Below are 14,233 nucleotides of genomic sequence, written 5' to 3' on the forward strand. Positions count from 1 at the left end.
GAAAATAGCTTTCGTTCGTGGCCGAGAAGATGAAGGAAACCTTCAATGCCGGGGGGCTGGCCGCCAAGGTCCGGACCCTGGCCCCGTCCATGACCCGGTCGATGCAGCGCGTCGCCGAGGCCGTGGCCGCGGACCCGGCCGGGTGCTCCCGGCTGACCGTGACGGCGCTGGCGGCCCGCACGGAAACGAGCGAGGCCACCGTGGTGCGGACCGCGCGCGTGCTGGGCTACCCCGGTTACCGGGATCTGCGGCTCGCGCTGGCCGCGCTGGCCGCCCGCGTGGAGGCCGGGGCACCACCCGCCGTCACCCCGGACATCGCCGTCGGCGACCCGCTCTCCGACGTGGTCACCAAGCTCGCGCTCGACGAGCAGCGGTGTCTGGCCGACACCGCCGCCCAGCTGGACGTGGCCCAGCTCGAGGCGGCCGTCGGCGCGCTCGCCTCCGCCCGCCGCATCGACGTCTACGGGATAGGGGCGTCCAGCCTCGTGGCGCAGGACCTGGTGCAGAAGCTGCTGCGCATCGGCCTGGTCGCGCACGCGCTGGGCGACCCGCACCTCACCCTCACCAACGCCGTCCAGCTGCGCCAGGGCGATGTCGCGGTGGCCATCACCCACTCCGGCCACACCCACGACGTGGTCGAGCCGCTGCGCGCCGCCTTCGACCGCGGCGCCACCACGATCGCCGTGACCGGGCGGCCGGACGGCACCGTCACCCAGTACGCGGACCACGTGCTGCTCACCTCCAGCAGCCGGGAGAGCGAGCTGCGCCCGGCGGCCATGTCCAGCCGCACCAGTCAGCTGCTCGTGGTGGACTGCCTCTTCGTCGGGGTCGCCCAGCGCACGTACGACACCGCCGCACCGGCCCTTTCCGCCTCCTACGAAGCCCTCGCCCACCGCCACAGCCCGCGGAGGAACCACCCGCAATGACGCACGCCGAGCTCCGTCGCGAGCTGGACCACCTCGCCACCGAGGCCTTCCGCCCCGACCTCGCCGAGGTCGACCGGCTTCCGACGCTCGACATCGCCCGGCTGATGAACGCCGAGGACGGCACCGTCCCGGCCGCCGTCGCCGCGCAGCTGCCCGCCATCGCCGCCGCCGTCGACGGCATCGCCGCCCGGATGGCCGGCGGCGGCCGCCTGGTTTACGCGGGAGCGGGCACCGCGGGGCGGCTCGGTGTGCTCGACGCCAGCGAGTGCCCGCCGACCTTCGACACCCGGCCGGGCCAGGTCGCCGGGCTGATCGCGGGCGGGCCCGCGGCGATGGTGGCCGCGGTGGAGGGCGCCGAGGACAGCCGGGAGCTGGCCGCCGCCGACCTGGACGCCCTCGGGATCGGCCCGGACGACAGCGTCGTCGGCGTCTCCGCCTCCGGTCGCACCCCGTACGCCATCGGCGCCGTCGAGCACGCCCGCGCCCGGGGCGCCCTCACCGTCGGACTGTCCTGCAACCCGGGCTCCGCGCTGGCGGCGGCCGCCGACCACGGCATCGAGGTCGTCACCGGCCCCGAGTTCCTCACCGGCTCCACCCGGCTGAAGGCCGGCACGGCCCAGAAGCTCGTGCTCAACATGCTGTCGACGATCACGATGATCAGGCTGGGCAAGACCTACGGGAACCTGATGGTCGACGTCCGCGCCTCGAACGACAAGCTGCGCGCCCGGTCCCGGAGGATCGTGGCGCAGGCCACCGGGGCGCCGGAAGAGGAGATCGAGGCGGCCCTCACCGCCACCGGAGGCGAGGTCAAGCACGCCGTCCTCGTCCTGCTCGGGGAGGTCGACGCGCGGACGGCCGCCCGGCTCCTCACGGAGGCGGACGGCCATCTGCGCGCGGCACTGAGCGCGGCCGCCGCGGCCGCCGCGGGCCGCCCCGGATGAGGAACGCGGGCCGTGCGGGGTGCCGCCCCGTGTGATCTCCCGTTCCGTCAGTCGGCCGAACCGGGCGGCACGACCCATTGGACCGCCTGGTTCGTCACGGCCGCGATGGTGTCGAAGTCCGCGTCGTAGTGCAGAACGGTGACGCGGTGCCGTTCGGCGGTGGCGGCGATCAGCAGGTCCGCGATCGACGCGGCGCGGTGATGCCCCTTCTCGGCGAGCAGCGCCTGGACCTCGATGGCGCGTGCGCCGATCTCGTCGGTGAGCGGCAGCCCTTCGAAGCCGGTGCGGGCGGAACGGGCGCGGGCGTGATCGGTCGCGTTGCGCGTGCTGTACAGGATCTCCAGGTCGACGACGGCGCACGTGGTGATCAGGCCGCGTTCGAGCAGTGGCAGCAGAGCCGCTCTCACCGCCGGTTGCTTCGCGCGGGCCCAGACGCTCTTGTCGACCAGATACCGGGTCACCGCCACGCGTCCGCCATCACTTCGGCATCCGTGAGGTCGTCGAAGGCTCCGTCGTCGAGCATCTCCAGGAACCGCCGCCGTTTGGCGGCGGCCACGAATTCCGCCAGCGCGCCGTTGACCGTCGCCCGTTTCGTCGTGGTGCCCAGTATGTCCGCGGCCTCTTGGAGAAGTGCGTCATCCACGTCGATCACTGTGCGCATGATCGCTACCTCCGTATATCAGGGTCAGCCGCATTCGTATATCAGGGTAGCCGAAGCGCCTCCGGCAGGGGGGCCGTGTGGAGGACGGCCAGGCCCGAGACGGCGCGGGTGAGCGAGACGTAGAGGCGGCGCAGGCCGGTGCGCTCGTCGGGCTCGCCGTCGACGACCGCGGCGGGCTCGTCCAGGACCACGTAGTCGTACTCCAGGCCCTTGGCCAGGGATGCCGGGACGAGCGTGAGGCGGGCGTCGGGCGTGGTCTCCTGGCCCGGGGACAGGTAGGGCAGGCCCGCCGCCGTCAGGGCCTCGGCCAGTGCGGGCACCCGGGCGTCGGCGGCGATCAGGCCGATGGAGCCCTCGCGGTCCAGGGCCTGCCGGCAGGCGGCGAGCACGGCCGGGGTCAGCTCGCCCGCGGGGACCTCCGTCACCGAGAAGGCGCCCGGGTTCTCCCGGACCGAGGTCGCCTCCTTCAGCCCGGGGGCGATCTCCGGCAGCAGCCGGGACGCGTAGGCGATGACCTCCAGCGGGACGCGGAAGCCCTGGGTGAGCTCCTCGATCCGCGAACCCGGCTTGCCCAGGTGCGCCAGCGCCTCCTCCCAGGTCGCCGTCGCCCACGGGGTGGTGCCCTGCGCCAGGTCGCCCAGCACGGTCGCGGAGCCGGTGGAGCAGCGGCGGCCGACCGCCCGGTACTGCATGGGGGAGAGATCCTGGGCCTCGTCCAGTACGACGTGGCCCAGCGAGGCCGTGCGGTGCACCAGGTCGTGGGCCTCGTCGACCAGCACGGCGTCGGCGGCCGACCACTTCGCGGCGGCGACCGAGCGGGCGGGCTTCTGCCAGAGGATCTCCTTCTGCTCCTCCTCGGTGAGCACGCCCTCCGCGCACGCGGCCAGGAACTCCGGGTCGGAGAGCAGCCGCAGCACCGTCTTCGCCGGGTCCACCGGCGGCCAGGCCTCCTTGACGGCCGCCTTGACCGCCGCGTTGCGGGCGACCGCGTCCTGCACCCGGTCGTCGGGGGCCTCCCCGGCCGCCTCCATGCGGACCAGCACCGCGTGCGCGATGCGCTGCGGCAGCGCCTCGCGGGCGGCGCCGTAGCGGATGTCGCGCTCCATCAGCTCGCGGACCAGCTCCTCCAGTTCGTACGCCGGGACGCGCCAGCGGCGCGAGCCGCGCACCACGACCACCGGCTCGGTCGGCATCCGGATGCCGGAGCGGACCGCCCGCCGCAGCACCTCGGCCATGCGCGCGTCGCCCTTGACGCCGGCGGCGGCCGCCGTGTCGGCGCCCTTGACCGGGACGTGGGCGACCAGGTCGCCGACGGTGGCCTGCTTGACGCTCAGCTCGCCGAGCGCGGGCAGCACCTGCTCGATGTAGTGCAGGAAGGACGCGTTCGGGCCGACGACGAGGGTGCCGGTGCGGGCCAGGCGCTCGCGGTGCGCGTACAGCAGGTACGCCACCCGGTGCAGGCCGACGGCGGTCTTCCCGGTGCCGGGCGCTCCCTGCACGCAGACCGTGCCGCCGACCCCGGCGCGCACGATCTCGTCCTGCTCGGGCTGGATGGTGGCGACGATGTCGCGCATCGGGCCGACGCGGGGGCGCTCGATCTCCTGCTGGAGCAGTTTGCTGGAGGTCTGCGCCTCGTCCGGGTCGGTGAGGTGCTCGTCCTCGTAGGCGGTCAGCTCCCCGCCGGTGTAGCCGAAGCGGCGGCGCAGCGCGACGTCCTGCGGATCGGTGCGGGAGGCCCGGTAGAAGGGCTGGGAGACCGGCGCGCGCCAGTCGACGACCATGGGGTCGCCGTCGGCGTCGTGGACGTGGCGGCGGCCGATGTAGAAGCGGTGACCGGCTTCGGCGCCGTCCCCGTAGTCGAGGCGGCCGAAGAAGAGCGGGGTGTGGGCGAGGTCCGCGAGCGCCTTGATGCGGGCGTCGATCTCGGACTGCAGTACTTCCGCGTTCACCCAGTTGGCGGTCACGTCGCGGATGTCGAGGGCCTCGACGTCGGCGCGCATCGCCCGCAGGGCGGAACGGGACTCGGCGAGGTGGGTGCGTTCGCGGTCGAGCGGATTGTCGGTGATGAGGGATTGTTCCCCGGGCACGGGTTGCCTCCGGCGGCACGTAGGGCATGGCTCAGCCGGCCCCGGACCCGGGCGCACGGCGGCGCGCGGGCGGGGCGCTGTCCTGATACGGATCACGACTCGGGCCGGCCGGTTTCCGTCCGGCCGGTGGCACCGCCCCGCTCGGGGGGCGGGCGGCAAGACGCAGGATCCTACGCCGTGCCGGCCGGAGGCGCTAACGCATTTCCGGTGGCCTCGCCCGGAAAACCTCTCCCCAAAGCGTCACGTATGCGTACATTGGGGGCATGGCACGAGCAGTGGTCCCCCGTGTCCACGGCAGCACCGCCCTCACCGAGGACGCCGGACACCGTCATCCGGTCCACCCCGTCGGCGACGCGGTCCGCGCGGTCCGCGTCTTCTTCGCCACGGCCTTCCGCGTCGTGGTGCTGGGCCAGGACGGCGCCGCCGCGCGCGACTGACGCGGCGGCGGCACGGCGGCTCCCGGTCAGAGCAGTTCGTCCGCGTCGACGATGCGGTACGCGTATCCCTGCTCGGCCAGGAAGCGCTGGCGGTGCGCGGCGAAGTCCTGGTCGATGGTGTCGCGCGCGACGACGGAGTAGAAGCGGGCCTCGTGACCGTCCGCCTTCGGCCGCAGCACCCGGCCGAGGCGCTGCGCCTCCTCCTGCCGCGAGCCGAAGGTGCCCGAGACCTGGATGGCGACGGTCGCCTCCGGCAGGTCGATCGAGAAGTTGGCGACCTTGGAGACCACCAGCACCGAGATCTCGCCCCGGCGGAAGGCGTCGAAGAGCTTCTCGCGCTGCGCGTTCGACGTCTCGCCCTTGATCACCGGAGCGTCCAGGTGCTCGCCCAGCTCGTCGAGCTGGTCGATGTACTGGCCGATGACCAGGGTCTGCTCGCCCTTGTGCTTGGCGACCAGCGCCTCGGTGACCTTGCGCTTGGTCTCGGTCGTCGCGCAGTAGCGGTACTTCTCCTCCGCCTCGGCGGTCGCGTACGCCAGCCGCTCGGAGTCCGTGAGGTTGACCCGCACCTCCACGCAGTCGGCGGGCGCGATGTAGCCCTGCGCCTCGATCTCCTTCCACGGCGCGTCGAAGCGCTTGGGCCCGATGAGCGAGAAGACGTCCGACTCGCGGCCGTCCTCGCGGACCAGCGTCGCCGTCAGGCCGAGCCGGCGGCGGGCCTGCAGGTCGGCGGTGAACTTGAAGACCGGCGCCGGCAGCAGGTGCACCTCGTCGTAGACGATCAGGCCCCAGTCGCGGGAGTCGAAGAGCTCCAGGTGCGGGTAGACGCCCTTCCGCTTGGTCGTCAGCACCTGGTACGTGGCGATGGTGACCGGGCGGATCTCCTTGCGCGTACCGCTGTACTCGCCGATCTCGTCCTCGGTCAGCGAGGTCCGCTTGACCAGCTCGTGCTTCCACTGCCGGGCCGAGACCGTGTTCGTCACCAGGATCAGGGTCGTCGCCTTCGCCTGCGCCATCGCACCCGCGCCCACCAGCGTCTTGCCGGCGCCGCAGGGCAGTACGACCACGCCGGAACCGCCGTGCCAGAAGCCGTCCACGGCCTGCTCCTGGTACGGGCGCAGCTTCCAGCCGTTCTGGGCCAGCTCGATCGGGTGCGCCTCCCCGTCGACGTAACCGGCCAGGTCCTCCGCCGGCCAGCCCAGCTTCAGCAGCACCTGCTTGATCTGGCCGCGCTCGGAGGGGTGGACGACCACCGTGTCGGGGTCGAGCCGGGCGCCCACCAGCGGCGCGACCTTCTTCGAGCGGAGGATCTCCTCCAGCACCGGCCGGTCCGTGGTGGTCAGCACCAGGCCGTGCGCCGGGTGCTTGCTCAGCGTCAGCCGGCCGTAGCGGGCCATCGTCTCGGCGACGTCCACCAGCAGCGCGTGCGGCACCGGGTAGCGGGAGAACTGCACGAGCGCGTCCACGACCTGCTCGGCGTCGTGCCCGGCGGCGCGGGCGTTCCACAGGCCGAGCGGGGTGATCCGGTACGTGTGGATGTGCTCGGGCGCCCGCTCCAGTTCGGCGAAGGGCGCGATGGCGCGGCGGCAGTCGTCGGCCAGCTCGTGGTCGACCTCCAGGAGCAGGGTCTTGTCGCTCTGGACGATCAGGCAGGACACGCAAACCTCCGCGAATCGGCGGGCCGGGGCAGCAAGGGGAGCCGGGGTGAACTATCCATGGTCCCTCATCGCGGAGGGGAAACGCCCCGCTCTCCCGGATCGATACCGCGACCGCCCCGCGCCCCGGATCACGCCATGTCGTCGGCGAGCTCGGCGACACCGGTTATCCGGTGCAGCGCGAAGGTGCGGATCTCGTCGGCCGTGTGGTCGTAGGCCGTGACGAAACCGCCCTCCACCCGCATCGGGCCGATCACGCGCTGGCTCGCCGCCCCGTCCGCGTTGACATAGCCGATCCACACCGACTCGCCGGTCAGCACCGCCGCCTGCATCGTCGCCAGGGTCTCCGCCGCGGCCGTGCGCGGCAGGCGGCCATCGCCGCCCGACCGCCGGTCGGCGGGCTCCTTGCGGACCGCGGTGGACGCCCGGTCGCCGGCCCGGATCGCCTTCACGGCGGCCCCGAGCAGCGTCTCGTCCGGTGTCGGCGGCCCGTCCACCACGGGCGCGGGCGCGCTGCGCGGCGGGGTGCGCCGCGCGTCCGCGCGGGTGATCAGCACATCTCCGTCGGCGGACTCGGCCGCGGGCGCGTGGCCCAGCACCCGCAACCGCTCCAGCAGCGTCGCCGGATCGCTCTGCGCGGCCAGAACCGTCGGCGCGAGTCGGCGCAGTCCGAGGCCGGCCGCCCGCCGGTCGACGAGCAGCTCGCTGAGCAGCGCGTCGTCGTCGCAGCGCACATACGCCGAGGCCGCGCCGACCCGCAGCCGGCCGTGCCGCCTGGCGATGTCGTCCACGAGGTAGCTGAGCGGCTGCGGCACGGGTGTGCGCGAGTGCGCGGCGAGGAAGGTGTGCAGGTCGGCGGCGGTCCTTCCGGCGTCCAGCGCCCGGCGCACCGACTCCTGGGTGAAGCGGAAGACCGTCGCGCCGCCCTTGGACTCCACGTCCGCCAGGACGTGCAGGGTCTCGGCGAGGTGCGGCTGCAGCGGGCCGGGTGCCACGGCGGTCAGGTCCGCCTGGAGCAGCACATGGTCCAGCGGCTCCGGCAGCAGCGGCCGGAGCAGCACGGCCGCCGCGTCCGCGGAACGCGCCAGCAGCGCCCGGCCGTGCGCGGAGAGCGCGCCGCGGCCGGTGATCCCCAGCAGCTCCGCCTCCGCCACCGTCCAGCGCACCAGATCGGCGCGGAGCGGATCCATCGAGGCGCCGCCGCGCAGCGGCCGCTCCCAGCGCAGCCGGGCGAGCAGCGCGTCCTGGCCGGCCGAGGCGCCCTCGGGGAGCGCGGCCAGGAACTCCAGCGTCCGGCGGCGCACCTCCGGCGCGAGCGAACGGTCCAGTTCGGGGCCGAGCGCGGCCAGCGCACGGCCCTTGGCGTCCCGTGTGCCCACCACGCCCGGCACGCGGGTGGCGGCCAGCCACGCCGCGACGAGGTCGGCCCACCGGTCCTCGGCGGGCAGCGTCAGCCACTCGTCGGCGGCGGGCGTCGGCGCGTAGGCCTCGTCCACCTCCCCGTCCGAGGCGACCAGACCGGCGGCGTACGCCAGCTCCAGCCAGAAGGCCGCCATCGGCTCCGGCACGTCCAGGGCCGTGGCCACCCGCTTCAGGTCGCGCACGCTCAGCCCGCCCGCGCGCAGCACCGGCGGGCCGCCGGTCTCCCACTGCTTGAGCAGCTCCTCAACCGTGCGGACCGCGGTGAAGGCCTGCCCCGCGGCGGTCCTGTCCACAGCCTGTGGATCGTGCTCCCGGAATTCCACCGGCGGCGCGACCGGCTCGGGCGTGCTGTGCGCCCTGCCGTCGCGCAGATACAGGGCCACCTCGCGGGGGAGCACGACGTTCCTGGCTCCGGCCGGCAGCAGCAGCCCGCGCTCCAGCAGCCACTCCACGGGCGGCGGGGGCACGGTCACATCCGCCACCTCCCCGTACGGCGGGCCCCAGGTCAGCCTGCGCAGCACCGCGCCCGCCTCTGGCGGCGCCCCGTCGAGCAGCTCCGTCATCCGCGGGCGGTCGCCGAACAGCGCCGTCAGCGCCCGCACCGCGCTCACCGGGTCGTGCGTCGGCGGCAGTCCGACCCGCGCGAGGATCCGCTGGAGCCGGGTCGGGGACATGCCCGAGGTCGCCTCGGCCACCGTCGGCCCCAGGCCGGTCGGTGACGGGCTCCCGGCGGCCGGGGCCAGGATGTCGCGGGCGGTGCGCACCAGGTGCAGCCGGTCGTCCCCGCCCCAGAGCAGGGCCTGCGCCCGCAGCGTCGCCACGGCGCCGGGCAGCGCCTCCGCCGCCTCCGGGCCCATCAGCCCGCCCAGCGTCGTGTAGGGGGCGCCGTCCGGTGCGACGGCCAGGGCCTCGGCGGCCTGCAGAGTGAAGCGGTCCAGGCGTTCGAGGGCGCGGACCACGGAGGCCCGGGTGCCGGCCCGGGTCGCCAGCTGGGAGAGGTCGTTCGGGACCGGGTTCAGCAGGTCCGGGCGTGCCCGGAGCAGCGCGGACAGCGCGTCGTCGCCGCGGGCGCGCAGGTCCTCAGCGAGCGTGCGCGGCGCCGCCGCGGGGCCGTCAGTGCTCATCTCCCCCACATTAGCCCCGCCCGCTGCCCACCCACCGTGGGCGTGGCCCCCGGATTTCCCCAAACGCGCACGGTGCCGGCAGGTGGGGGGCGCGGGGCGTTGTGCCTCCCGCGGTTCCGCTGGGGGTGCCTCCGCGTCTGGTGGTGGACCGCGCGCCCACCAGCCCGGGCCGTGCGGCCTCCGCCTGCAACCGTGCCTGGTGCGGGCGCGTGGGGGGCGCGGGCCGTTGTGCCTCCCGCGGTTCTGCTGGGGGTGCCACCGCGTCTGGTGGTGGACCGCTCGTCCACCAGCCCGGGCCGTGCGCGCTCCGCCGGCAACCGTGCCTGGTGCGGGCGCGTGGGGCGCGGGCCGTTGTGCCTCCCCTGGTTCCGCGGGGGTGCCTCCGCGCTTGGCGGTGGACCGCACGCCCATCAACCCGGGCCGTGCGGCCTCCGCCCGCTGGCAACCGTGCCTGGTGCGGGCGCGTGGGGGGCGCGGGCAGCCGTGCCTCCCCTGGCTCCGCTGGGGGTGCCTCCGCGTCTGGTGGTGGACCGCCCGTCCACCAGCCCGGGCCGTGCGCGCTCCGCCCGCCCGCAACCGTGCCCGGTGCCGCCCCGGGGGGCGGTAGCGTCGGCCGCATGGGTGCGGAGGAGAGCGACCGGTTGGTTCTGGACTACCTCAGCAAGGTGGGGGACCTGGCGCAGACGGCCCTGCCGGCGGACCGCCGGCGGGACCTCGTGGCGCGCCTGCGCGAGGACATCGACCGCAAGCGGGGCGGCAGCGACAACCCCGCCGCGGTGCGGCGGATCCTGGGCAGGCTCGGGGACCCGGACGCGGTGGTGAAGGAGGCCGCGGCCGTGCCCGCGCCCCGCACCCCGGAGCCGAGGGCGGAAGGAGCGCAGGCACCCGCCCCGGCCGAGCCGGAGTGGTGGCGGGTGCCCGATCAGCGGACGCAGTCCCCGGGGCGGAAGCTCCTGCCGGGCGACGAGCTGGCCGGGCTGCCGGGCATGACCGGCGGCGTGATCGTCCCCCTCACCCCCGAGGCCCTGCCCGAGGCCCGACCGGAACCGGAGGCGGAGGGGGAGCCCGAAGCGGAGGCGGAGACCGGCGCGCCGCGGGCCGGCCGCCGCAGGCGGTGGCGACCGGGCCTGCTGGAGACCGTCGCCGCGCTCCTGCTGCTGGCCGGCGCGGTGCTCGGCTCCTGGATCGCCCTCCTCGCCGGCTGGGCCGTCGCCTACGGTTCACGCCGGCTGTCGCGCCGCGCGTCCCGGTTCGCGGCGCTGGGACTGCCGGGGCTGACCGCCGCTGTCGCGCTGGTCTGGTTCTGGGGCCGGTTCGCCGGGCGGTGGGGCGAACCGGTCCCCGAAGGCCGGCTGGGCCCCGAGCTCGCCGACGCGCTGCCGACGGTCGTCCGGATCGCCGCCGTGGCCTCCGCGGCCTTCCTGCTCTGGCGGGGGAGCAGGGCCGGCCGGGCGCCTCGTTAGAGTGGCTCCCATGCCCGCTTCCCTGCCGACATCTCCGATAACGGTCGGTTTCGACCTCGACATGACGCTGATCGACTCGCGGCCCGGCATCAAGGCCACGTACGACCGCCTCGCCGAGGAGACCGGCGTCTTCATCGACTCCGCGCTCGCCGTCACCCGGCTCGGGCCGCCGCTCGACTGGGAGCTGGCGCACTGGTTCCCGGCCGAGGACATCCCCGCGGTCGCCGACCGCTACCGGGGGCTCTACCCCGAGTACGCCATCGCCCCGACCCCGGCCATGCCCGGGGCCCACGAGGCCGTGGCCGCGGTGCACGCCGCGGGCGGACGGGCCGTCGTGGTCACCGCGAAGCACGAGCCGAACGCCAAGCTGCACCTCTCGCACCTGGGCCTGGGCGTCGACGAGGTGCGCGGCTGGCTGTGGGCCGAGGCGAAGGCGGAGGCCCTGACCGAGTACGGCGCGGCGGTCTACGTCGGCGACCACGTGGGCGACGTCGTCGGGGCCCGTACGGCCGGAGCGCTGTCCGTGGCGGTGGCGACGGGCCCGGTCACGGCGGACGAACTGCGCGCGGCGGGGGCGGACGTCGTGCTGGCGGACCTGACGGAGTTCGCCGCCTGGTTCGCCGGTTACGCCCCGGATCCGGGCGCCGTCGCCTGACGGCTCTGCGCCCGGGCGGAGCGCAGCAGCCCGGCCAGGCCGAGCGCGAAGCCGACGCCCATGAGCATCGACACCAGGTAGGCGGCGGTCGGCAGCGGGTCGGAACCCAGGAAGAGCGGGGCCACGGTGGCCAGTGTGCCGAGCGCGCCGACGATGAAGACGGCGGCGCCGGCGCGCACGAGGAGATCGCCCGGTTTCCGGGTTTCGTTGGTCACCCGACCAGGGTAGATCGCCGGGGGAAGTCGCAGCGCACCGGCCGGATGGCGACCGGAGGAGAGGCACCACGACGTCTTGTCACACGCCCCTGGGCCATTAGCCTTATGGGCAGCGGGTCAGCGATAGGGACCCGCTGTCTTGCTATCCAAGAGCTTTTTTCTGTCTACAGCGAGGACGAGGTCGGACGTGCCTACCGGCAAGGTGAAGTGGTTCAACAGCGAGAAGGGCTTCGGCTTCCTCTCCCGCGACGACGGCGGTGACGTCTTCGTGCACTCCTCCGTGCTGCCGGACGGCGTGGCCACGCTCAAGCCGGGGCAGCGCGTGGAGTTCGGGGTGGTCGCCGGACAGCGCGGTGACCAGGCCCTCTCGGTGACCCTGCTGGACCCGGCGCCGTCCGTGGCGGCCGCGCAGCGGCGCAAGCCCGACGAACTGCTGCCCATCGTGCAGGACCTCACCACGCTGCTGGAGGACGTCGCCCGCTCGCTGCAGCGCGGCCGTTACCCGGACAAGGCCCACGGCCACAAGATCGCCTCCGTCCTGCGCGTCGTCGCCGACCAGCTGGACGTCTGAGACCCCGCCCGCGAGGCGGGCTCAGAACTCGAGCGCGTGCGGACCGAGGGGCGGTACCAGCCCCTCGGCCGCGGCCCGGGTGAGCAGCCCGCGGACCGCCGCGTAGCCCTCGTCGCCCAGCGCCGAGGTGAACTCGTTCACGTAGAGCCCGATGTGCTGGTCCGCCACCTTCGGGTCCATCTCCTGCGCGTGCTCCATGACGTAGCCGCGGGAGACCTCCGGTTCGTCCCACGCCATGTGGACCGAGGTGCGGGCCGCCGCCGCCAGTTCGCGCAGCCGCTCCTCGCCCAGGGACCGCTTGGCGATGATCGCGCCCAGCGGGATGGGGAGCGTGGTGGTCTGCTCCCAGTGCTCGCCCATGTCGGCGAGCTTGTGCAGCCCGTAGTCCTGGTAGGTGAAGCGCGCCTCGTGGATCACGAGTCCCGCGTCCACCCGGCCGTCCCGCACCGCCGGCATGATCTCGTGGAACGGCAGGACGACGATCTCGCCGACCCCGCCCGGCACTTCCGCGGCCGCCCACAGCCGGAAGAGCAGGTACGCCGTCGAGCGCTCGCTCGGCACCGCCACCGTGCGCCCACTGAGGTCGGCACCCTTGCCCGAGCCCTCGTCCCTGGTCAGGACGAGAGGGCCGCAGCCGCGGCCGAGCGCGCCGCCGCAGGGCAGCAGCGCGTACTCGTCGAGGACGTAGGGCAGCACCGCGTAGGAGACCTTCAGGACGTCGAACTCGCCGCGCTCCGCCATCCCGTTGGTGATGTCGATGTCCGCGAACGTCACGTCGATCGGCGGCGCGCCCGGGACCAGGCCGTGCGCCCAGGCGTGGAAGACGAAGGTGTCATTGGGGCAGGGGGAGTAGGCGATCCGCAGCGCGCGCTCTTGGCTCATGTCCGATCTCCAACGTCGAGTACGGCGGGCTGCTTCCCGAGCCGGGCGAAGGCGTCGGCGAGCGCGTCCAGCGCCTCCCCGATCCGCCAGGCCGCGCGGTCGCGCGGACCCACGGGATTGGACACCGTACGGATCTCCAGGACGGGCAGCCCGTGCGCCGCGGCCGCCTCCGCCACGCCGAAGCCCTCCATGGCCTCCGCCAGCGCACCGGGATGACGGCGTGCCAACTCCGCGGCGCGCCCGGCCGTACCGGTCACCGTCGACACGGTAAGGACCGGCCCGTACGCCGCGCCGAGGACGTCGGCGACCCGGCGGGACAGCGGGCCGGGCGGGCGGTGCTCGGAGGTGCCGAAGCCCAGTTCGGCGACGGGGAGGAAACCGTCGGGCCCCTCGGCGCCCAGGTCCGCGGCGACGATCGCGTCGGCCACCACGGCCGACCCGACCGGGGCACCGGGCCGGAACCCGCCGGCGATCCCGGCGGACACGACGAGCCCGTACTCGGCGCCGGTGAGCGCGGCGGCCGTCCCGGCGGCCGCGGCGGCGGGGCCGACGCCGGCGGCCAGCACGTCCGCGACGGCGGTGCGCAGCGCGATCCGGCGACCGGGCACGGGCAGTTCGGCGGCCGGACCGCCGAGTCCGCGTACGACCGCGTCGCGTTCCGCCGCGACGGCGGTGACGACGAGGAGGCGGGGCGTCATGACGTCAGCGGACGCGTCAGTCCGCCATCTTCAGCTTGAACTGCCACACGCCGAGGTAGTCCTGCGTGCCGGTCGTCTCGATGATGTTGAGGACGACCTGGCTGGCCGCGGCACCCGTCTGCGCGTCGGCGAACAGCGTGTCGGCCTCGAAGGAGCGGTAGGTGGTGTCCTTCAGCAGACCCGACTTGCCCGACGTGCCGGCGGCCACGACCCAGCCCTTCTCGGCGATCGCGGGGTCGACGCCGATCCGCACCTTGTCACCGGCCCGGACCGTGATGGTCTTCTCGGGCTTGGTCTGCAGGCAGGAGAGGAACGCCTGCTCCGTCAGCTTCTTGCCGTCGAGGTAGCACTTGCTGGTGGCCTCGGTGGTCACGGTCTTGTCGCCGACGGTGACGGTCGCCAGGGGGGTCGGCTTCTCGCAGGCGGAGAGGGCGATCAGCCCGAGGGACACGGCACCGAGGGCGGCGGCACGGCGGCGAATGCTCATGAAGGTGAG

At 74.3% G+C, this 14,233-nt stretch carries 15 protein-coding genes; 6 read left to right on the forward strand and 9 right to left on the reverse strand.

What is annotated here, in order from left to right:
• Nucleotides 1–29: 29 nt before the first annotated feature.
• Both AB0F62_RS01015 and murQ read left to right on the forward strand, forming a co-directional pair.
• Complete coding sequence (locus tag AB0F62_RS01015; RefSeq protein ID WP_361790792.1) at nucleotides 30–926, forward strand: MurR/RpiR family transcriptional regulator; 897 nt, start codon at nucleotides 30–32, stop codon at nucleotides 924–926.
• The gene (gene murQ, locus AB0F62_RS01020; protein WP_361790494.1) at nucleotides 923–1,867 is read left to right on the forward strand and encodes an N-acetylmuramic acid 6-phosphate etherase; all 945 of its coding nucleotides are present in this window, start codon (nucleotides 923–925) and stop codon (nucleotides 1,865–1,867) included. Before AB0F62_RS01015 ends, murQ begins: the two co-directional genes overlap by 4 nt.
• A gap of 47 nt (nucleotides 1,868–1,914) precedes the next feature.
• Here the strand turns inward: murQ and AB0F62_RS01025 are convergent, their stop codons facing one another.
• From AB0F62_RS01025 to AB0F62_RS01035, 3 genes are read right to left on the reverse strand one after another with little or no spacing between them, the layout of a single operon-like run.
• Nucleotides 1,915–2,334 carry a PIN domain nuclease gene (locus tag AB0F62_RS01025; RefSeq protein WP_361790497.1) on the reverse strand — a complete coding sequence of 140 codons (420 nt, stop codon included), beginning with the start codon at nucleotides 2,332–2,334 and terminating at the stop codon, nucleotides 1,915–1,917.
• A complete protein-coding gene (locus AB0F62_RS01030) occupies nucleotides 2,325–2,531 on the reverse strand; it encodes a type II toxin-antitoxin system VapB family antitoxin (RefSeq protein WP_361790795.1) in 207 nt (68 codons plus the stop codon). The genes AB0F62_RS01025 and AB0F62_RS01030 overlap by 10 nt, the downstream gene beginning before the upstream one ends.
• 38 nt (nucleotides 2,532–2,569) lie before the next feature.
• Complete coding sequence (locus AB0F62_RS01035; RefSeq protein WP_361790500.1) at nucleotides 2,570–4,615, reverse strand: AAA family ATPase; 2,046 nt, start codon at nucleotides 4,613–4,615, stop codon at nucleotides 2,570–2,572.
• Between the two features lie 263 nt (nucleotides 4,616–4,878).
• On the opposite strand from AB0F62_RS01035, the gene AB0F62_RS01040 reads away from it, so the two are divergent.
• On the forward strand, nucleotides 4,879–5,052 hold the full coding sequence (locus AB0F62_RS01040; protein WP_361790503.1) for a hypothetical protein: 174 nt from the start codon (nucleotides 4,879–4,881) through the stop codon (nucleotides 5,050–5,052).
• Between the two features lie 26 nt (nucleotides 5,053–5,078).
• On the opposite strand, the gene AB0F62_RS01045 is transcribed toward AB0F62_RS01040, so the two are convergent.
• A complete protein-coding gene (locus AB0F62_RS01045; RefSeq protein WP_361790506.1) occupies nucleotides 5,079–6,710 on the reverse strand; it encodes a DNA repair helicase XPB in 1,632 nt (543 codons plus the stop codon).
• 128 nt (nucleotides 6,711–6,838) lie between these two features.
• Nucleotides 6,839–9,253 carry a helicase C-terminal domain-containing protein gene (locus tag AB0F62_RS01050; protein WP_361790509.1) on the reverse strand — a complete coding sequence of 805 codons (2,415 nt, stop codon included), beginning with the start codon at nucleotides 9,251–9,253 and terminating at the stop codon, nucleotides 6,839–6,841.
• Nucleotides 9,254–9,870: 617 nt separating this feature from the next.
• On the opposite strand from AB0F62_RS01050, the gene AB0F62_RS01055 reads away from it, so the two are divergent.
• Nucleotides 9,871–10,716, forward strand: a complete 846-nt coding sequence (locus AB0F62_RS01055) for a hypothetical protein (RefSeq protein ID WP_361790512.1) — start codon at nucleotides 9,871–9,873, stop codon at nucleotides 10,714–10,716.
• A gap of 10 nt (nucleotides 10,717–10,726) precedes the next feature.
• Entirely contained in the window at nucleotides 10,727–11,371 is a 645-nt protein-coding gene (locus AB0F62_RS01060; RefSeq protein ID WP_361790515.1) for a haloacid dehalogenase-like hydrolase, read from the forward strand.
• Here AB0F62_RS01060 and AB0F62_RS01065 read toward each other — a convergent pair.
• Nucleotides 11,341–11,586: a hypothetical protein gene (locus AB0F62_RS01065; RefSeq protein ID WP_361790518.1), complete on the reverse strand. Its 246-nt coding sequence runs from the start codon at nucleotides 11,584–11,586 to the stop codon at nucleotides 11,341–11,343. The genes AB0F62_RS01060 and AB0F62_RS01065 overlap by 31 nt on opposite strands.
• A gap of 187 nt (nucleotides 11,587–11,773) precedes the next feature.
• On the opposite strand from AB0F62_RS01065, the gene AB0F62_RS01070 reads away from it, so the two are divergent.
• Nucleotides 11,774–12,157, forward strand: coding sequence for a cold-shock protein (locus tag AB0F62_RS01070; RefSeq protein ID WP_018560023.1), 384 nt, complete (start codon nucleotides 11,774–11,776; stop codon nucleotides 12,155–12,157).
• A gap of 21 nt (nucleotides 12,158–12,178) precedes the next feature.
• On the opposite strand, the gene AB0F62_RS01075 is transcribed toward AB0F62_RS01070, so the two are convergent.
• Genes AB0F62_RS01075 through AB0F62_RS01085 form a run of 3 tightly spaced genes read right to left on the reverse strand, consistent with a single transcriptional unit; the run spans nucleotide 12,179 to nucleotide 14,224 of the window.
• Complete coding sequence (locus AB0F62_RS01075) at nucleotides 12,179–13,039, reverse strand: 1,4-dihydroxy-6-naphthoate synthase (RefSeq protein WP_361790521.1); 861 nt, start codon at nucleotides 13,037–13,039, stop codon at nucleotides 12,179–12,181.
• Nucleotides 13,036–13,737: a futalosine hydrolase gene (locus tag AB0F62_RS01080; RefSeq protein WP_361790524.1), complete on the reverse strand. Its 702-nt coding sequence runs from the start codon at nucleotides 13,735–13,737 to the stop codon at nucleotides 13,036–13,038. Before AB0F62_RS01080 ends, AB0F62_RS01075 begins: the two co-directional genes overlap by 4 nt.
• A 16-nt stretch (nucleotides 13,738–13,753) precedes the next feature.
• Complete coding sequence (locus AB0F62_RS01085; RefSeq protein WP_361790527.1) at nucleotides 13,754–14,224, reverse strand: hypothetical protein; 471 nt, start codon at nucleotides 14,222–14,224, stop codon at nucleotides 13,754–13,756.
• Nucleotides 14,225–14,233: the final 9 nt, after the last annotated feature.

The organism is Streptomyces sp. NPDC026673 (genome assembly GCF_040638135.1).
Classification (GTDB): Bacteria; Actinomycetota; Actinomycetes; order Streptomycetales; family Streptomycetaceae; genus Actinacidiphila.